The following is a 17,854-nucleotide window of genomic DNA, read 5'->3' as shown; positions in this document are numbered from 1 at the left end:
TCGCCTCTTTCTCCTTCAACTACTTCGCCCTTTGAACTTTCGTACCCATCAGATCATGAACGGCTTGCTCAACAATAGGTTGTCGCATGAAATGCTCGCCGATTAAAACAGCTTGAGCACCAACTTGCTGTAAATAAGCCATATCTTTGACAGTAGAAATGCCACTTTCACTGACGACAGTTTTCCCTGCTGGAATGAATTGAATCAGTTCCTCTGTTGTACCTAAGTCGGTAACAAATGTTTTCAAATTCCGATTGTTGATGCCAATCAATTGAGTATCCAATTCCAGCGCACGTTCCAGCTCCTCACGATCATGAACCTCAACAAGCGCATCTAGACCAAGATCACCAGCCAACTTCAAATACTGCTTCATTTGATCTGTCGTTAAAATGGCAGCAATCAGCAAAATAGCATCGGCGCCAATCAAGCGCGCTTCATAAATTTGCTTCGGATCAATGGTGAAATCCTTACGAAGCAACGGCACATTCACTGCATTACGAACGGCTTTCAAGTACTCGTTACTGCCTTGGAAGTAGTCCACATCCGTCAGAACGGAGATACAATCTGCGCCCGCCCTTTCATAGGCTTCCGCTAAACGAACTGGATCAAAATCTTCACGAATCAATCCTTTAGATGGGGAGGCTTTCTTTACTTCTGCAATAAGACCCATCACACGGTTTTTCCGTGTAGTTAACGCTTGTTCAAAGCCTAAACAAGGAGGCAGGTCCGAGATTAACTTCTCAGCATCCTTGATCGAAAAGCTGCTCATCGCTTCAACCTCTGCCCGCTTGGTGGCAACAATTTTATCAAGAAACATGGCATAGTTCTCCTGTATATTGGATTAAATCGTTCAATTTTTGTTCCGCACGACCTGAATCAATGACATCAGCCGCTAATTTCACACCCTGTTGAAGGGTTCCGACTTGCCCCGTCACATAGAAGCAGGCCGCTGTGTTTGCTAGTACGATATCGCGATAAGGGCCCTTCTCACCAGCAAAAATATGACGAATGATTTCAGCGTTTAGTATCGCATCTCCACCCGCTACATCTTTGATGCTATGTGCGCGTAAACCAAGATCATCCGGAGTAATGATATAAGTACTAATGGTGTCAGCTTTCAGTTCCGTTACTTTCGTAGGTGCCGAAATGCTGAATTCATCCAATCCATCCTCGCTTGCGACGACCAACGCTCGTTTCAGTCCAAGAGCTTGCAGCGCTTGTGCAATCAGCTCGGTTTTCGTACTGTCGAATACACCAAGCACTTGACGGTCAGCGCCCGCAGGATTAGTCAACGGCCCAAGCAGGTTGAATACCGTTCTAAAGCCTAACTCGCGCCGAGGTGCCGCCACATGCTTCATGGATTGATGGTACGCTTGGGCAAACATGAAGCAGATTCCTGTTTTGTCTAGGCATTTAGCCGCTTGTTCACCGCTTAACGTAATCTTCACGCCAAGAGCTTCAAGGACATCTGCGCTTCCGCTTTTGCTCGACATCGCCCGATTGCCATGTTTCGCTACGCGGATTCCGCCAGCAGATGCGACAATCGCAGCCGTTGTGGAGATATTGAACGTCTCTGCGCCATCTCCGCCAGTTCCGCATGTATCCAGTAGATCATTCTGGCGTACGTTGACCTGAACAGCTTTGCTCCGCATCGCTTCTGCGAATCCCGTAATCTCCTCCAGCGTCTCTCCTTTGATCCGAAGTGCTGTAAGCAGGCTGCCGATTTGAGCCGGAGTCGCCGCACCGTCCATGATTTCAGACATGACGCCGCGCGCTTCCTCACGCGACAAATGATTACCGCTAATGACTTTCCCGAGCGCTTGCTGTATATGAATAAGTCCACTCATGACTTGAGTCTCCTCTCCTTCTCTCCCTTAAGAGTTAACAAAATAATCTTTGTTAATATCACTAACTGGTCTAGGCTCAGGGCTGAACATGGCCTCTGCCATCCGAATTGATTTAAGCAAAGCTGTCGCTTTATTAACCGTTTCTTGGTATTCACTTTCAGGAATTGAATCCCATACAATACCGGCTCCGGCTTGCACATAGGCTTTGCCATTTTTGAAGATAATCGTACGGATTGTAATACAAGTGTCCAAATTCCCCGAAAATCCTAGGTAACCAATTGCTCCGGCATAAGCACCGCGGGATTCTGGCTCCAGCTCAGCAATAATCTCCATAGCTCTCAGCTTCGGCGCTCCAGACACCGTCCCTGCAGGCATACAGGAAAGAAAAGCATCGAAGAAATCTTTGTCTTTTGCAATTTTACCAGAAACGTTAGAAACGATATGCATGACGTGTGAATACCGTTCAATGTCCATGAATGTATCGCACTTCACCGTTCCGAATTCCGATACACGCCCGATGTCGTTGCGACCTAAGTCAACCAACATCAAATGTTCAGCGCGTTCTTTCTCATCTGCGAGCAATTCTTTTTCCAGTGCAAGATCTTCCTCTGGCGTCTTCCCTCTAGGTCTTGTACCAGCAATTGGTCGTGTCTCTACCTTCTCTTCTTCAACGCGAACCAACAGCTCCGGCGAGGTGCCAACGACGACTTCATCATCCATTTTGAGCACGTACATATAAGGAGAAGGATTCATCGTACGCAGTACTCGATACACTTGCAAAGGCGAGACGGTCGTTTCCATTTCAAAACGCTGTGACAACACAACTTGGAAAATATCACCAGCTCGAATGTATTCCTTCGCTTTATTCACGTTGGCAATATACTTTTCTTTCGTGATGTTGGATCGAATATCGCCGAGATCCGGTTCCGATACAATCGGATTGTGAGTCATCGTCTCGGAGCCAAGCGGGCGCTTGATCTTCTCGATTGTGGCATCGATTTTCTCACAAGTCGCATGATACGCTTTTACAATGTCAGCATCCGTTGCAAAAGGTTGTACGTGCACATTGGCAATCACTTTGATCTGCTGTTTGAAATGATCGAAAACAATGACTTGATCACAGAACATGAATTGAATGTCATTCATTTGTAAATCATCAATTTGATGAGCTGGGAGATTCTCATAGTACTGAAGCAGATCGTATCCGAAGAATCCGACGGCACCGCCTGTAAAACGCGGCAAGTCCGCAAGCTGAGGACTGGAGTAGGATCTCAGATAGGCTTTCAACACATCGATTGGCTTCTCGTCCAAAACCTTATTCTCGGATTGTGTTTCAACCATGGTTTTCCCATGCTTCGCTTTAATCATCAAGAAGGGATCGCTGCCGATAAAGGAATATCGGGCCCATTTCACGCCGCCCTCAACACTTTCTAGGAGGAACGCACGCGGTTCTTGGTAAAGATGTTGAAATACACGTATCGGGGTTTCAGTATCTGCTAATAAATGACGCACAACAGGAATGAGATTGTAATCTTTAGCCAAACGAATAACTTCTTGAATTTCAGGTGTATACATGGAAACATCCCCTCTCAGCTTGTGAGCGACTCGTCGATCTCAGTGGTGCTCAAAACTCTATTCGAATAACAAAAAAACCTCTACCGGAGTAGAGGTTGACTTTAGTTAAAGTAGAAGATCAAGAAGAATATGAAAAAAGAAGCCATGGCTATGTATGAACAAACAGACGCCCTCGAATAGAGTCGCACTTATCTGCATACAAACCTATGTTACCTTTTCTCAACTCAACTCAACTGGACTAAGCTCTACTCGACTAAATGCTTCTCTACTTACCTAAACTCATCTAATCACACTATACTACCGTGTTGCTTCATTTGTCAATTTAACAATATCAGGCCGCAGTGCCTTAGCTTCCTTCAAGTAAATATGATTGATCTCTGCTTGGCTTTTGGTTGTGTTCACCTGCACCATTAATCGGATACACTTAGGCAATGAGTTCTCGACCGGAACTTCCAGTGAACACATTAGCGGGACTAGTTCCCAACCGATCATCGTGCGGATCGCCCGAGCTGGGAATGTAGCCGTAATATCCTCTGTTACAGTAATGAAAACGGAACAAATATCTTCAGGACGAAAATCATTCGCCTCTACAATTGCAGCGAGCAATTCACCCGTAGCGGTTAAAATCTCCTGAGCCTCATTGTGTTCAACCGTCGTCGCTCCACGAATTCCCCTTAAGAACATCGGCTAACTCTCCCCTTTTAAAAGCTCAACAATTTGTCTGACTTGTTCTACCGTAACATCCTTACGGATTTCTACTTTGCCGATTTCCGTCGGGATGATGTAGACCATTGTGCCTTCTTTGAATTTCTTATCGTGCATCATCGCGCTCATGATGCTATCCGTATCCAAATGTGACGGAATGCTGACAGGCAATCCGTATTTCACGAATAACCCCTTCGTCACCGTATGGATGTCCTTGGCATAACCGAACTGCTGGGCTAACTTAGCAGCCCCTACCATGCCGATTGCAATCGCTTCACCATGCAGCAGTTCACCATAACCGGCGACTGCTTCCAAGGCATGACCAATCGTATGGCCAAGATTCAAGATGGCACGTAAATCATTCTCGCGCTCATCTTGGGATACAACGATGGACTTGACTTTACAGCCTATGTAAAGCGCATAACTGAGCGCTTCTGGATCTAAGGCCAGCAGCTTCTCCGCATTGTCGTCGCACCACTGCGTGAATGCAGCGTCCCAGATCAAGCCGTGCTTGATCACTTCCGAGAGGCCCGCCTTCACTTGGCGGGGCGGCAATGTTAGAAGCAAATCGATGTCAAAGAGAACGAGCTCGGGCTGGTGGAACGCCCCGATGATGTTCTTCGCCATCGGATGGTTGACCGCGACCTTGCCGCCGACGGAACTGTCATGGGCAAGGATCGTAGTCGGGATCTGCGCGAAGCGGATCCCGCGCATGAAGCTCGCCGCAGCGAAGCCGGCGAGATCACCGACCACGCCTCCTCCAAGGGCTACGATCGCGGAACTGCGATCGAGGCCCGCCTGGAGGGCGGCGGTGACAATTCCCTCGAGCTGCGCGAGGGATTTGGAGGTTTCGCCTGCGGGCACGACGCAGGCCGTGGCGGCGAAGCCGCCCTCACGGAGCAGCGTCATGACGCGCTCCAGGTGCAGCGAAGCCACCGCGTCATCGGTGACTACGAGTAAAGGCGACTTGCGGCTAAGCTTCGCGCGGTCAAGCAGCTCTGATATATCATTAAGAATGCCTTGGCCGATATAAATAGGATAAGACCGTTCTCCAAGCTCTACTGTGAGCTCTCTCATATTAGTAACTCTCCACTTGGGCTAAGAAGTTGTTTAAGTTCGCACGAATCTCCTCGATGGAGTCGCCGCCGAATTTATCCAAGAAAGCATTCGCTACTTCCCAAGCAATCACGTTCTCCATAATCACGCCTGCAGCCGGAACTGCACAAGTGTCCGAACGCTCAACTTGAGCCGTGAATACTTCCTTCGTATCAATATCAACGCTTTGCAGCGGTTTGTATAGTGTCGAAATTGGTTTCATTACACCACGCACGATGATTTGCTCGCCCGTTGTCATACCGCCTTCGAATCCCCCAGCGCGATTCGTTCTGCGACTAAAGCCATCTTCTTTTGTGTATAAAATTTCATCATGAACATTAGAGCCTCTGCGCTCAGCAGCTTCGAAGCCAATTCCGAATTCAACACCTTTGAAGGCTTGAATGGAGAGAACCGCTTGTGCAATTTTACCATCCAGCTTACGATCCCATTGCACATGGCTTCCAAGACCTACAGGCACGCCTTCAATAATAACTTCAACGATTCCACCAAGTGTATCCCCGTCTTCTTTGGCTGCATCAATCGCGGCGATCATTTGAGCTTCAGCCTCTTTATCAACCACACGTACCGGTGATTCTTCTGTGATTCGAATTAGCTCATCCAGTGGAAGCTCTTGACGCTTTGCTTCAACCTCACCGATACGGATGACTTGTCCTGCTACTTTAATGCCGAATTCAGCCAACAATTGGCGTGCTACAGCGCCTGTAGCTACACGCATCGTTGTTTCACGCGCACTTGAACGCTCTAGAATGTTGCGTAAATCTTTTTGATTATATTTGAGTCCGCCGTTTAAATCCGCATGTCCCGGACGAGGGCGGTTAACACGACGCTTGCCTTCATTATCCTCTTCAACCGGCTCAATCCCCATGACCGTTGTCCAATGCTTCCAGTCGTTATTAACAACAACAAGCGCGATTGGAGCTCCTGTTGTCTTGCCGTGGCGCACACCGCCTGCAATGGTCGCTGTATCTTTCTCAATCTGCATCCGACGACCGCGGCCATAGCCTTTTTGACGTCTATGTAATTGGAAGTTCAAATCTTCAAAGTTTAGAGTTACATTACTTGGAAACCCTTCAATTATCGCAGTGAGTTGTGGGCCGTGCGTTTCACCTGCTGTTAAATATCTCACAATCTGTTACCCCCTATGAGTTTTGCGAAGCATCACTAGCTTCGTAAGCATACACTTTTGAGTATTACGAAATCATACTAACTTCGTAAGTATTAACTATAAAGCATTGCTTAGCAATACTAACTTCATAAGCATCCGCTTTTGAAGGGTTGCTTTTATTAAAACACTTTAGCGCTTTGACGCGCGATTATCTTTTGTCATTATAGTATAGGTACTCGGGTTTGGCAACAGCACAAACGCAAAAACACGCTTCGCACGTAAGGGAGAATCCCCTTAGCGAGAGCGTGTCTACATCTAGTCATGAGCAAAGATTACCCGTGCATAGGCTGCTTTTGGACGACTCTTGGGAGTTCGGAGAGCTGTGGGTCATTCATGAGACCCACGATTTGTGACGAATCGACTCCCAAAATCTGCGCACATTCCTGAATGGAGATCATTCCCCTACGATAAGCGGTAATCACTTTGCGTTTGTCCATAATTGCCTCCTAAGAGTTATTGCCTTAGCAATAACTTGCATCGTAAGCGTTCCGTAGCGTGAAAACTTGCCTCATAAGCATAAGTTTCTGCTACATCTTAGTATTGGAATTTATGGAAGATCTTATACACCCTTTTTGCGATAAAAGAAAGTATCTGCTGGTTCCAGATCATATTGTCCTGGGGAGAAAATTTGCTCTGTAGAACCAACGAATAACAATCCACCTGGTTTCAACGCTTTAGAAAATTTCTGGTACAAGACATGTTTTGCTTCTTCCGTAAAATAAATGATCACATTGCGGCAAACGATGAGATCATATCCCGTATCAAATGTATCGACAAGCAGGTTTTGCTTTTGAAATTTAATGGATTTTTTCAGATCGTCCGTAATATGATACATCATTTGTTCTTGTCGGAAATATTTCTTCGCATACTTTTCGGGCACATCTCGCAAAGATCGATCGAGGTAGATCGCTTTACGTGCTTTTTCCAAGGCGCCATCATCAATATCCGTCGCATGTAAATGAGCTTCATTAAGCGCTCCCTGTTCTGCCAAAATCATCGCTAGCGTATAAGGCTCTTCTCCCGTTGAACAAGCTGCACTCCATACTTTTAAGCGTCTATTTTTCTTCAACATCTCGGGTACAAATTTCTGCTCAACGAGCTCCCAACGATTTGGATTCCTCCAAAACTCAGAGACATTAATCGTCATACGATCCAAAAATTCATAGAATAATTCTTTATCCTTCATCATCGCATCAAAAAAAGCGACGAACGTATTATAACCACGCTTCATCCGTAGAGTTGTTAAACGTCTTTTCATTTGCGCTTCTTTATAAAGAGCAAGATCAATGGACGTGTGTTCTTTTACTTTTTTAATAAATAACAAAAAATCTTGATCTTCCATGCTGTCCACCCACCTTGGTCAATTTCTAGTAACATACATTCTGTAAGCAAATACCAAAATCCTTTATAATACGACAAAAAAAGAACCCGCATCCGTTAAGATGTCAGGTTCTTTGATTTTTGTGAACTAGATCCATTGTTGAATGACTTTATTGTATTCAAAAAGCTCGTCCGAATTAAAGAAATTGCTAATTTCACGCTCAGCGCTTTCAGGTGAATCCGAACCATGAATGAGATTTAAATGCGTATGTACGGCAAAGTCACCACGTATTGTTCCCGGTGACGCTTCAAGAGTATTCGTTTTCCCAATCATCGTGCGGGATAATGGAATGACTTGATCTCCTTGCCATACCATCGCAAATACAGGCCCGGACGTAATAAACGTCACAAGTCTTTCGAAAAAATCTTTACCTTTATGCTCTGCATAGTGAAGTTCGGCTTGCTCCCTCGAAATAACAGTTAGCTTGCTGCCGATTAATTGAAAGCCCTTCTGTTCAAAGCGTTTTACAATCTCGCCTACAAGGCCGCGTTGTACGCCATCCGGTTTAACCATCAAGAATGTTTTTTCCATGTAAGGACTTCCTCCTTATAGTAAGACTTTTGCATAAACTTACTCAGGTACAATCTATGTATTCTCCACTAGTTTACACTTTTTGGCAGCTTTTCTCAAATCGAAGTACAATACATTAATAAGAACGATTTCCGATAAAATGGGCAATTTCAATGAGATCTTTCTTGGCTTGCACATTTGGCAGTTTATCCAGAGAAGCTATAGCCTTATCAATATACTTCTGAGAAAGTAAATCTGCTTTATCTATGCCTTCACTATTACGGATTATATCCAAGAATCGACTGACATCGGTTTGTCCATCCAGCTTATGTATACGGTCTAGTTCCGATAAGATGAGCGGCTTCAAGGATGGATCTTGCATAGTGAGCAGAACAGGTAACGTTATGTTTCCTTGTTTGACATCACTGCCCGGCGGTTTACCGATTTGCTTTTCCGTACCAATTAAATCAAGAATATCATCCCGTATTTGAAACGCCATACCTACGTTATAGCCAAAAGCATACAACTTATTGCTTATCCAGTCAGGTGCTTCTGCCGCCATCGCCCCCAGTTGGCATGAAATGGCAATTAGCAGTGCTGTTTTACGTCTAATTCTTAATAAGTAATCTCGAGTTGTTTGCTCTGAGTGGAAAAAGAAACGAATTTGTTCCATTTCCCCAATCGACATCTCCACGATAGCTTTAGACATAATTTGATGGACTGCAGGCTTATGAATTTGAGTTATGACTCCTAATGCTTTGGCAAAAATATAATCCCCCGTGAACATAGCAATCCGATTATCCCATTTGGATCGGACCGTCAATTGTCCGCGTCTTGTGTTTGCATCGTCAATCACATCATCATGAACAAGCGATGCCATATGAATGAGCTCGAGCGGTACTGCGACATGCTTTATTGTTTGGAGCTGATAGCTCCCAAACTCGCCTGAAAGCAGAACAAAGACGGGGCGGATCCGCTTCCCACCCGCTTTCAGTAAGTGCATAGACGTTTCTCGAAGCATCGCATGATCTGTGTACACGCTTTCCTCAAGTTCTTTTTCAATTGCAGCTATATCTTTTTTCTTTCTTGTATAGATTTCCATTAAATTTTTCATTCCGTCACCCGTGCGTTCTTTTTCTCTGACCATAACCCAATGCTTACCGGCTTCGGCAGGAAACCAAGCTCATAACAGTACTTGTAATACGTAGCAAGACCTTCCCATTGTTCCGATGCAAAATCATAACATAGCGTATGAAAGTAATGTTGCCAATATAGAGATGTCCCACCAACCGTACTTTGTGCTTCTTTTATCATCTCTTCCGGATTTTGGTGGGCCTTGGCTTTACTAGCCATGAAGGCTTCAAAAGCAGTGGCAACTAATTCCGGATACTTCTGGGTTGTCTCTTTACGAATCGCCCATACGGCAAATGACATCCACTGTCCTGTCCATTTGGCCCATTCTTGCCCAAGATCCGTAATCATATACGCTTTATTGCGCCAACTCTCTTTAATTGCATCGTCTCCGATCAATAAAGCCCCGTCTGCTTTTTCCATCATCTTTTCTAAATTGGGTTTCGCATATTCATAAGTTGGATTCCCATTATAGAATTTTTGGAGAATGATTTTGAGTAAATTCACCGACGTAGCCGAGGTAGTGGGCAACACAATATGACCATTCGCAATTTCGCGTAACGGCTTTTCATGGAACAACAGAATGGAATTCACTTCTCCATAGGCGCTAACTGAAAGATCCGGGTAGAGCACGTAATTTTCAAAGGATTCTCCGTAAGCAAAGGAAGAAATAGGCCCCATATCGATGTTCCCAGCAGCCATTTCTTGATTAAGTGAGGTTGGGACTTGTTCAATAATGTCAACCTCTGAGCTATTCATAAGTTCGGGAAAGTAATAGTAGATCGGCCAAACGTTTGTATAATTAATCCGGCCAATTCGTATTTTAGGGTCTAGGTTGCTCATTGTTATCTCCCCATCTTCGGTACAAGGAATGTTCAATGTCCATGCTATCCAGCACTTTCCCCACCAAAAAATCGACCATCTCATCGATTGAGCGCGGACGATTATAAAAGGCCGGCATCGCAGGAAGCATGCGTACGCCCATTCTCGACAAGGTTAACATATTCTCTAAATGTATGGCGTGTAATGGCGTTTCCCTTGGAACTAGGATTAATTTTCTTCCTTCTTTGAGCATCACATCCGCTGTTCGCTCCATTAAATTATCTGATGAACCATGAGCAATCCCTGATAAAGTTCCCATTGAGCAAGGAATAACAACCATCCCCTTGGTCCGAAAAGATCCACTGGCAACGGTTGCCCCAATATCAGCAATTGGATGATAGTTGAAGGAACCTGCACGTCCGCCAAAATGTTCCTGCAGCATTTCTTGGCGTTTGCTTACGTTCCAATCTAATTCATCATGAAGCACTCTCCAGCCAGCATCCGTAACGATTAGGTGTACACTTAAACCTTGATCCAGCATGACTTGGCAGAGCCGTACGCCATAGATAGCACCACTTGCTCCGGTGATTCCTACTACCCAGTTACCGCTCATGAATGCTGACTCACTAGTACATCAAGTAACGTGAAGACGAACATCACTAAGCTCAATACACCGTTCATTGTGAAAAACGCTGTATTTAATTTGGACAAGTCTTGCGGTGAAACAAGTCGATGTTCTTTATACAAAATAATATAAGCGATAACGAGGCCAATTAAATAGAACCAACTCAAATGTGTCATGAAAAACAAAGTGACTAAACCAACGGCTGTGAGAATATGCAGGACACGAGCCGTATTCAAGGCAGTTTTGATCCCGAATCGACTTGGTAAGGAATGCAGACCTTCATTCCGATCAAACTCGGCATCTTGACAGGCATAAATCAGATCGAAACCTGCGCTCCAACATACTACCGTCAAATAAAAAATAATAGAAGACCATGTAAATTGACCGGTTACAGCAACCCAGCCCCCAAGAGGAGCTAATCCTAATGTCAAACCTAAGACAAAGTGGCAAGTCCATGTAAATCTTTTAGTGTAAGAGTAAAAGACAAGAAAAAACACTGCAATAGGCAGCAGTTTCATGGATAAAGAGCTTAAATTAGAGGTTGCCCAGAAAAGCATTGCAAACGAAACTAGAATATAAATAATGACCTGCTGAATGGAGATAAGCCCCGCGGGTATGGCTCGATTCTCCGTCCTTGGATTTCTTTTATCAATGGCTTTATCAATAACACGATTCAAAGCCATCGCTGCTGTTCTCGCTCCAACCATAGCTAGTGTTATCCAACCGATCTGGGCCCAGCTAGGCAAATGTCCATTTAATACGACTGAGCCTAGAATTGCTCCCATGAAAGCAAATGGCAATGCAAACACACTGTGCTCAAATTTAATCATTTCCAAAAATATTTTCAATTTAGTAAACATATGCTGACTACACTCCTGATTTCGTTTTCCCCTTGGTACCCATATGCAAAGCTGCAACCCCACCTGTTAATGGGTGCGCCTGTACATGTTCCAATCCTTGGTTCGTAAAAATAGCAGCCAACTGTTTATGATCCGGAAAATGGATTAAAGATTCCGGCAGCCACTTGTACTGCTCGTACTTCTTTACAATTAGCTTGCCCAAAAAAGGCAGTACGCGTTGAAAATAAAAATAATAAATGGACTTGAATGGCTGCCAAGTTGGCTTAGAGAGCTCTAAAGACACAACTAGCCCTCCTGGCTTAACGACACGCTGCATTTCACGGATGACCTGCTCCAAATCGGGAACATTACGAAGAGCAAATCCGATTGTTGCGTAATCAAACGTATTGTCGTCAAACGGAAGACTCATCGCATTACCTTGAATTAGCTCAATCTGCTGATCCAAGTGAAGCTGCTTGATTTTCTCTGCACCATAATCCAGCATGTTTTGGCTAAAATCCAGCCCAACCATCTTACCGGTTCCACTCGCCTGAGCAAGACTGATCGTCCAGTCGCATGTACCACAGCACAGGTCAATCGCTGTCTCCCCAGGCTTCACGTTCATCTTCTTCATAGTGAATTTGCGCCATGCTTTATGCCTACGGAAGCTTAGGATACTGTTCATAAGATCATACTTGGGTGCAATACTTTCAAAAACAGAGTGAACGAACTCTTCTTTGGCTTTAGTTGTTTTCGTGTTGCTATTTGTTTTTGTCGAATTCATCTTTGATGTCACCTCAAATTTCTTCTAGCACTTTGGGCTGCTTTGCTGAGAATCGAAGAAACGGCTCCCCAATGTGAAACAGTTCACTTATTAGTTTATCCGATTCGAGCTGCTTCACTTTGGACTGTAGTTGCTTGGTGTGGGAGTCCAGCATCTGATAAAGCTGCGAAGTAATATTATATTTATGAATGAGTGTACGAAGTCTGGCTTGATCGGACTCTTCCGCATGCAGCTGCTTCCGTTCTTCTTTCGTACCATGCTGCAGAATGTGCCAGAATCCCCAGCTGTCTCTGAAATTCGCCGCAGATTCGACGCGAAAAATTTCTTCAAATATAACCTCACACTTGGCATAGCTTCTCAGAATATCAGGCCATGCTTGATCATAGACCTCAGACATAAATTCAGAGAAAGACAAAAACAGCTGAGATTTAATTTCCACGGTTAGGTGGATGTAATCTTCTGCCGTCAATTTCAATTGCTTCATTTTCATGTAAATGTTCATCTTGAGCCGGTTGACTTCACAGATTGCATTAGACAACTGTTTAATCATCTCGATCTGGCCAGCCTGAGCAAGGAGATTATAAAAGCGGGAACTGAAATAATCCCCTGCAAGAACTTTAAGCTGCCTTGATCTTGCCGCTTTTTTCTCTTTGACATCATTGGATGCTGTAACCAAATCATGGGTATCGAGCGCTAGTTGAACAAGCGACGTAGCTAGCGTATACAACTCGCTTGAAGAACTAAACTTACTGTTTCCGTTCAAGAATGCAAACAACAGACGTGTGCGAAGCTCCGGAAAATCGGGCAAGTCTGTGTGAATTTGAATCATATCATACTCTGTGTATTGCTTAGCGATCTCTGGGATCCGATAAGAATTCATGCAAAAGCCTCCGTAACCGTGTGCCAAATCATTTATGTTCAAAACATGCTCAATTCAAGTCATTATATCATAACACGTACATAGAAGCACATTTAATTATAAGGGATATCTCTGCTGCCATTTCGAGGTGTATGTGATACGAAAACGGTTTTGTAATTGCTGCTCTAGTTGAATAAGGCTGAGCTCATTCGCGTTCTTCTCCATATCCTTCCCATATTCACGCTCTGCAACCATCGCCAGCACAAGCTGTGTAGATGTTGAATCTGTAACACCCGAATAATCAATGACACGAACCCATATTTGATTTACATTTTTCGTTTTCGTGATCATCGTTTGTGCAATTGTGTACAAATCTCGATAGACGGCTGCTGAATCCGCGTTTTTCGGTAAGCTCAAATCAAGGGACATGCGGGAGTTGCTCAGCTCGACCTTACGAATCCGCAGCTGAAGTGGGACTTGCACCAATAAATCTACCATATTATTATCTGTTAGCTCCCCTGCACGATTGCTTGACCAATTATAAGGCGAGCCTAACCCCGTGGATCGATCCATCTTTGGAAGTAAAGATAAACAAACAACCATAATAATAGATAGACCTAATGTCATCACAATACGCATCGACCACTTCATTGAACAAGCACCTCCCACACTTTGCAAGCACAAAACGAATTGAGTCAGCTTACGATAGTTCCAAGCCCTATACACCATTCTACAAAGAAAAAAAGCAGGCTATGCCTGCTTTAACAATTATTAATTATTCTTCAGTGTCAATCGTACCGTACTTGGTCATAATAAGCGCCTTGCCTCTAACCTTTACTGCCGATGTATGCTCTGTGAACTGAGCAATCATAACTTCGCCCTTGTCCAGCTTTTCTGTATGATGAAAGCGAGTATCTTGACCGCGAGTTAGACCGATGACATGTACACCATTATCCTTCGCTTTAACAACGAAATATTCATTGCCGTTCGTATTCGGATTATTCGATTTATTCGATTGTTCCATTTCCATCCTCCGTTCTTGCCCTAAACTACAATCCTATATTTCATCATGCCAAAAAAAGCATCGGAAAGTCAACCAGCCTTAAACAGTTAGTTCATTGGATGTTTCGTTCGTTCCTTTTTGGTAAAACTTCTTAAATGTGGTTGGCAGCATGTTTTTGGATCCTAAACGAATGAGAAAATCAGCTAGCTTGACTGTGCCGTAAGCAAATAGCATTCCAGCGAATACATCAATCAGCCAATGAATTTGTAAGTAAAGGGTTGAGAAAATAATTGCCGCGCAGTATGTGACCATCATCGTTTTGAATATACGGTCCTTTTCTCGTAGGGCGAGAAGAAGCATAGCAAAAGAGATAGATGTATGCATACTAGGAAAACAGTTCATTGTAGCCACCAGTAAAGAGTTTTCATCTGCAAAAACTCGGTGTAATAAATCAGGCTGCTTATTAACATACCAGACTTCGCGTAACAAAATTAAATTGTAAAAGGGCAAAATAAGTGGGAATTGCAGCATGTGACCCGATAATGCATAAGAGAGCATCTTTTTGATACTACGTGTCCAGAAGCTCCGCACAATGCAGATCCACAAAGATAAAACAAAGCCGTAATTATAAATCCATACCATCGCTCTATCTAGAAAAGGAGAGGCAACCCATCTCGCCCATCCGCCCGTATTCAACGGGATTGCGTTCATATAATCATCCCAATGCCACGGATGGCGGTTATTCTCAAACATCCAATTGGCGACTTTCCACCAGAAGCCATTTCCCGTCCCGTAGAAGTAATAAAATACGCCAAGTAATGGAATACCAAATAGGAAGAATCGTTTCCAATCCACATCAACCTGGTCTTTGCGGACACCTAGCAAACAAATTAACAGCAGGATCCAACATTCCTTGCTCCAGTTCCCGACCGTACCGATGCGCCAAACCAAGTAAATAGAAGCGATAATGCCAAACATCGTCCAATCTTGCGATTTCACGAGCGCGTTCAGTTTCAACTTATTCAAGCCGTTCCCCCTAAATCTTCTAAGAAGTTCTATCTGTCATGGAACAAGCCTCTTCATGAGAAAAAGACATCGGACCTTCGATGTCTTTTTCATAATCGGAGTAACACGATTCGAACGTGCGACCTCACCCACCCCAAGGGTGCGCGCTACCAGGCTGCGCCATACCCCGTTTGTAGCTTAGTTTTACTTATTCACTTTTGTAATTATAGTAGGAGATTTTGGAATTGTAAAGGCATTTTCTAGTAACAATAAAGAAAGCCGCGACAGCTTTTAGCGGTCACGGCTTTGTTGTTATATAACGTTCAATAGTATGTAAAACGCGATTATTGAATGCCATCTTTAAGTGCTTTACCAGGTTTGAAAGCTGGAATTTTGCTTGCTGGAATTTCGATCTCATCACCAGTCTGTGGATTACGTCCTTTACGAGCAGAACGTTCACGAACTTCAAAGTTACCGAATCCAACTAGTTGTACTTTATCTCCGCCTTGCAGCGCTTCGGAAATTGCATCAAAAACAGCATCAACTGCTTTAGTTGCATCTTTCTTGGAAAGCTCAGAGGTTTCAGCAACCTTGTTAATCAATTCAGATTTATTCATGCCATTCACCTCCCCCCAAGATTTCTCACTTCCGTTACTTCCTGTTTTCACCGTTTCTTCAGAAAATATACATTATCCAATAAAAAATCGTTGATTTTCTTAGTAAAAATGAACTTCGAAAGCAGACGAATAAATTTATAGTAATACACTCCGACAGCAATTTCAAGTATCGCTTTCCAATTTATGTGGGTATTTTGGCTATTAAACGACAAAAAACACTCTTTTGAGTGTTTTTTGTCTACATATTTACAAAATTATTGCAATTAAACCGCCAGATCCTTCGTTAATAATTCGGCCAAGTGTCTCTTGCAGTTTATAACGGGCATTGTCCGGCATTTGGGCAAGTTTCCCTTGAATCCCCTCACGAACGATCGAATGAAGCGATCTTCCGAATATATCGGACTCCCAAATTTTAAGCGGATTATCTTCAAAATCCTGCATGAGATAGCGGACAAGTTCTTCACTTTGCTTCTCCGTACCGATAATCGGTGAGAACTCCGACTCTACATCCACACGAATCATATGAATAGACGGCGCTGTAGCCCGTAAACGGACACCGAACCTAGATCCTTGACGGATTAACTCCGGCTCATCCAAAGCCATCTCAGCGAGCGTCGGAGGCGCTATGCCGTAGCCTGTCGTTTTCACCATTTCAAGTGCTTCGGCGAATTGATCATATTCTCGTTTTGCATGCGTGAAATCCTGCATTAACTGAAGCAGATGATCTTTGCCGCGAATTTCTACCCCGACAACTTCGACCAGAATGCGGTCATATAATTCATCAGGCGCAAACAGGTCGATCTCCGCTACACCTTGCCCCATATTAAGTCCAGCCAAAGCGGCTTTATCAATAAACTCATATTCGGCGAATTGACTGACGACACGATCAACGTCGCGCAAACGTCTAATATCTTGAACCGTATCACGTACGGAAGCTTCGAATTGAGTCCGCAGCCAATGATTCTCGTCCAGAACCATCACCCAGCTTGGCAAGTTCACGTTCACTTCATGAACAGGGAACTCGTAGAGCACTTCACGCAGCACAGAGACCATTTCTTCTTCTCCTGCACTCGCTACACTCATCGTCACAACAGGGACGTCGTAGCGGCTTTGCAGCTCGCTTCGCAGCTCAAGCGCAGGTTCACTGTTCGGTTTCTGCGAATTAATGATGACAATGAAAGGTTTGCCTACTTCCTTCAGCTCATTAATGACTCTTTCCTCTGCCAACACGTACGAAGACCTCGGAATATCAGAAATCGTACCATCGGTAGTTACAACAACACCGAGTGTCGAATGTTCCTGAATGACCTTACGTGTTCCAATTTCAGCTGCTTCCTGGAATGGAATCGGTTCATCGAACCAAGGTGTATTGATCATCCGCGGTCCGTTCTCGTCTTCATAGCCTTTGGCGCCATCGACTGCGTAACCTACACAATCAACCAGGCGAACATTCACATTCAGCCCTTCGGCCACCGAAATTTGGACCGCCGTATTCGGTACGAATTTTGGCTCCGTTGTCATAATCGTGCGGCCAGCAGCGCTCTGCGGGAGTTCATCGGTAGCCCGGATCCTATCCGCTTCACTTTGAATGTTAGGAAGCACTACAGATTCCACAAAACGCTTAATAAAGGTTGATTTTCCTGTCCGGACCGCTCCGACAACCCCCAGGTAAATGTCCCCTCCCGTTCGTTCTGCAATGTCCTTAAAGATATCCACTTTCTCCAAGAGAATCCCTCCTACAGTTTGGTCGTCAACTGACTCTTGTGACGGTAACAATTGACTACTCGTACATTCATTTGGACTAGTAAGAAATATATGTACTTTCGATAGAAATATGATAGATGCGTATAATCTTTTTTTTGCCGCTCAT

At 44.2% G+C, this 17,854-nt stretch carries 20 protein-coding genes and 1 tRNA gene; all 21 read right to left on the bottom strand.

Annotated features, from left to right (window positions below; all coding sequences use genetic code 11):
• Positions 1-19: 19 nt before the first annotated feature.
• The 21 genes from trpC to spoIVA all read right to left on the bottom strand — a co-directional run bounded on the left by trpC (position 20) and on the right by spoIVA (position 17,709).
• Entirely contained in the window at positions 20-817 is a 798-nt protein-coding gene (gene trpC, locus QFZ80_RS10480; RefSeq protein ID WP_307546901.1) for an indole-3-glycerol phosphate synthase TrpC, read from the bottom strand.
• Positions 807-1,847, bottom strand: coding sequence for an anthranilate phosphoribosyltransferase (gene trpD, locus QFZ80_RS10475; protein WP_307546902.1), 1,041 nt, complete (start codon positions 1,845-1,847; stop codon positions 807-809). The genes trpC and trpD overlap by 11 nt, the downstream gene beginning before the upstream one ends.
• Positions 1,848-1,874: 27 nt before the next feature.
• On the bottom strand, positions 1,875-3,422 hold the full coding sequence (gene trpE, locus QFZ80_RS10470; RefSeq protein ID WP_307558749.1) for an anthranilate synthase component I: 1,548 nt from the start codon (positions 3,420-3,422) through the stop codon (positions 1,875-1,877).
• A gap of 297 nt (positions 3,423-3,719) precedes the next feature.
• Entirely contained in the window at positions 3,720-4,106 is a 387-nt protein-coding gene (gene aroH, locus QFZ80_RS10465; RefSeq protein WP_047674202.1) for a chorismate mutase, read from the bottom strand.
• Between the two features lie 3 nt (positions 4,107-4,109).
• Positions 4,110-5,204, bottom strand: a complete 1,095-nt coding sequence (gene aroB, locus QFZ80_RS10460) for a 3-dehydroquinate synthase (protein ID WP_307558747.1) — start codon at positions 5,202-5,204, stop codon at positions 4,110-4,112.
• 1 nt (position 5,205) lies between these two features.
• Complete coding sequence (gene aroC, locus QFZ80_RS10455; protein WP_307546908.1) at positions 5,206-6,369, bottom strand: chorismate synthase; 1,164 nt, start codon at positions 6,367-6,369, stop codon at positions 5,206-5,208.
• 311 nt (positions 6,370-6,680) lie between these two features.
• Positions 6,681-6,845, bottom strand: a complete 165-nt coding sequence (locus QFZ80_RS10450) for a hypothetical protein (RefSeq protein ID WP_164826741.1) — start codon at positions 6,843-6,845, stop codon at positions 6,681-6,683.
• A gap of 122 nt (positions 6,846-6,967) precedes the next feature.
• On the bottom strand, positions 6,968-7,750 hold the full coding sequence (locus QFZ80_RS10445) for a CheR family methyltransferase (protein WP_307558745.1): 783 nt from the start codon (positions 7,748-7,750) through the stop codon (positions 6,968-6,970).
• Positions 7,751-7,876: 126 nt separating this feature from the next.
• Positions 7,877-8,320 (bottom strand): nucleoside-diphosphate kinase, encoded by a 444-nt coding sequence (gene ndk / locus QFZ80_RS10440; RefSeq protein WP_307546912.1) that lies wholly within the window; start codon positions 8,318-8,320, stop codon positions 7,877-7,879.
• A 115-nt stretch (positions 8,321-8,435) separates the two neighbouring features.
• On the bottom strand, positions 8,436-9,413 hold the full coding sequence (locus QFZ80_RS10435) for a polyprenyl synthetase family protein (RefSeq protein WP_307558743.1): 978 nt from the start codon (positions 9,411-9,413) through the stop codon (positions 8,436-8,438).
• Positions 9,410-10,273 (bottom strand): menaquinone biosynthesis protein, encoded by an 864-nt coding sequence (locus tag QFZ80_RS10430; RefSeq protein ID WP_307558740.1) that lies wholly within the window; start codon positions 10,271-10,273, stop codon positions 9,410-9,412. Before QFZ80_RS10430 ends, QFZ80_RS10435 begins: the two co-directional genes overlap by 4 nt.
• The gene (locus tag QFZ80_RS10425; protein WP_307546916.1) at positions 10,254-10,865 is read right to left on the bottom strand and encodes a UbiX family flavin prenyltransferase; all 612 of its coding nucleotides are present in this window, start codon (positions 10,863-10,865) and stop codon (positions 10,254-10,256) included. Before QFZ80_RS10425 ends, QFZ80_RS10430 begins: the two co-directional genes overlap by 20 nt.
• Entirely contained in the window at positions 10,862-11,737 is an 876-nt protein-coding gene (locus QFZ80_RS10420) for a UbiA-like polyprenyltransferase (protein ID WP_307546917.1), read from the bottom strand. Before QFZ80_RS10420 ends, QFZ80_RS10425 begins: the two co-directional genes overlap by 4 nt.
• Positions 11,738-11,744: 7 nt before the next feature.
• The gene (locus tag QFZ80_RS10415) at positions 11,745-12,500 is read right to left on the bottom strand and encodes a demethylmenaquinone methyltransferase (protein WP_307546919.1); all 756 of its coding nucleotides are present in this window, start codon (positions 12,498-12,500) and stop codon (positions 11,745-11,747) included.
• Between the two features lie 13 nt (positions 12,501-12,513).
• Entirely contained in the window at positions 12,514-13,380 is an 867-nt protein-coding gene (locus tag QFZ80_RS10410; protein WP_307546921.1) for a heptaprenyl diphosphate synthase component 1, read from the bottom strand.
• A 96-nt stretch (positions 13,381-13,476) separates the two neighbouring features.
• The gene (locus QFZ80_RS10405; RefSeq protein ID WP_307558738.1) at positions 13,477-14,010 is read right to left on the bottom strand and encodes a hypothetical protein; all 534 of its coding nucleotides are present in this window, start codon (positions 14,008-14,010) and stop codon (positions 13,477-13,479) included.
• Positions 14,011-14,134: 124 nt separating this feature from the next.
• Positions 14,135-14,383 (bottom strand): trp RNA-binding attenuation protein MtrB, encoded by a 249-nt coding sequence (gene mtrB, locus QFZ80_RS10400; protein ID WP_171643390.1) that lies wholly within the window; start codon positions 14,381-14,383, stop codon positions 14,135-14,137.
• A gap of 78 nt (positions 14,384-14,461) precedes the next feature.
• Positions 14,462-15,388: a phosphatase PAP2 family protein gene (locus tag QFZ80_RS10395; RefSeq protein ID WP_307558736.1), complete on the bottom strand. Its 927-nt coding sequence runs from the start codon at positions 15,386-15,388 to the stop codon at positions 14,462-14,464.
• A gap of 95 nt (positions 15,389-15,483) precedes the next feature.
• Positions 15,484-15,557 (bottom strand) — tRNA-Pro (locus QFZ80_RS10390).
• 154 nt (positions 15,558-15,711) lie between these two features.
• The gene (locus QFZ80_RS10385) at positions 15,712-15,984 is read right to left on the bottom strand and encodes an HU family DNA-binding protein (RefSeq protein WP_029193008.1); all 273 of its coding nucleotides are present in this window, start codon (positions 15,982-15,984) and stop codon (positions 15,712-15,714) included.
• Positions 15,985-16,230: 246 nt separating this feature from the next.
• Positions 16,231-17,709, bottom strand: a complete 1,479-nt coding sequence (spoIVA, locus tag QFZ80_RS10380; protein ID WP_056614411.1) for a stage IV sporulation protein A — start codon at positions 17,707-17,709, stop codon at positions 16,231-16,233.
• Positions 17,710-17,854 lie beyond the last annotated feature (145 nt).

The organism is Paenibacillus sp. V4I7 (assembly GCF_030817275.1).
Classification (GTDB): domain Bacteria; phylum Bacillota; class Bacilli; order Paenibacillales; family NBRC-103111; genus Paenibacillus_E.
Note: the sequence above shows the minus strand (reverse complement) of the source record. Positions and strands in the feature narration are given on the sequence as shown.

Excerpts from the sequence above, each read along its gene's own strand:
- trpC (WP_307546901.1), bottom strand. The coding sequence starts at position 817 with ATGTTTCTTGATAAAATTGTTGCCACCAAGCGGGCAGAGGTTGAAGCG.
- trpD (WP_307546902.1), bottom strand. The coding sequence starts at position 1,847 with ATGAGTGGACTTATTCATATACAGCAAGCGCTCGGGAAAGTCATTAGC.
- trpE (WP_307558749.1), bottom strand. The coding sequence starts at position 3,422 with ATGTATACACCTGAAATTCAAGAAGTTATTCGTTTGGCTAAAGATTAC.
- aroH (WP_047674202.1), bottom strand. The coding sequence starts at position 4,106 with ATGTTCTTAAGGGGAATTCGTGGAGCGACGACGGTTGAACACAATGAG.
- aroB (WP_307558747.1), bottom strand. The coding sequence starts at position 5,204 with ATGAGAGAGCTCACAGTAGAGCTTGGAGAACGGTCTTATCCTATTTAT.
- QFZ80_RS10450 (WP_164826741.1), bottom strand. The coding sequence starts at position 6,845 with ATGGACAAACGCAAAGTGATTACCGCTTATCGTAGGGGAATGATCTCC.
- QFZ80_RS10445 (WP_307558745.1), bottom strand. The coding sequence starts at position 7,750 with ATGGAAGATCAAGATTTTTTGTTATTTATTAAAAAAGTAAAAGAACAC.
- ndk (WP_307546912.1), bottom strand. The coding sequence starts at position 8,320 with ATGGAAAAAACATTCTTGATGGTTAAACCGGATGGCGTACAACGCGGC.
- QFZ80_RS10435 (WP_307558743.1), bottom strand. The coding sequence starts at position 9,413 with ATGAAAAATTTAATGGAAATCTATACAAGAAAGAAAAAAGATATAGCT.
- QFZ80_RS10430 (WP_307558740.1), bottom strand. The coding sequence starts at position 10,273 with ATGAGCAACCTAGACCCTAAAATACGAATTGGCCGGATTAATTATACA.
- QFZ80_RS10425 (WP_307546916.1), bottom strand. The coding sequence starts at position 10,865 with ATGAGCGGTAACTGGGTAGTAGGAATCACCGGAGCAAGTGGTGCTATC.
- QFZ80_RS10420 (WP_307546917.1), bottom strand. The coding sequence starts at position 11,737 with ATGTTTACTAAATTGAAAATATTTTTGGAAATGATTAAATTTGAGCAC.
- QFZ80_RS10415 (WP_307546919.1), bottom strand. The coding sequence starts at position 12,500 with ATGAATTCGACAAAAACAAATAGCAACACGAAAACAACTAAAGCCAAA.
- QFZ80_RS10410 (WP_307546921.1), bottom strand. The coding sequence starts at position 13,380 with ATGAATTCTTATCGGATCCCAGAGATCGCTAAGCAATACACAGAGTAT.
- QFZ80_RS10405 (WP_307558738.1), bottom strand. The coding sequence starts at position 14,010 with ATGAAGTGGTCGATGCGTATTGTGATGACATTAGGTCTATCTATTATT.
- mtrB (WP_171643390.1), bottom strand. The coding sequence starts at position 14,383 with ATGGAACAATCGAATAAATCGAATAATCCGAATACGAACGGCAATGAA.
- QFZ80_RS10385 (WP_029193008.1), bottom strand. The coding sequence starts at position 15,984 with ATGAATAAATCTGAATTGATTAACAAGGTTGCTGAAACCTCTGAGCTT.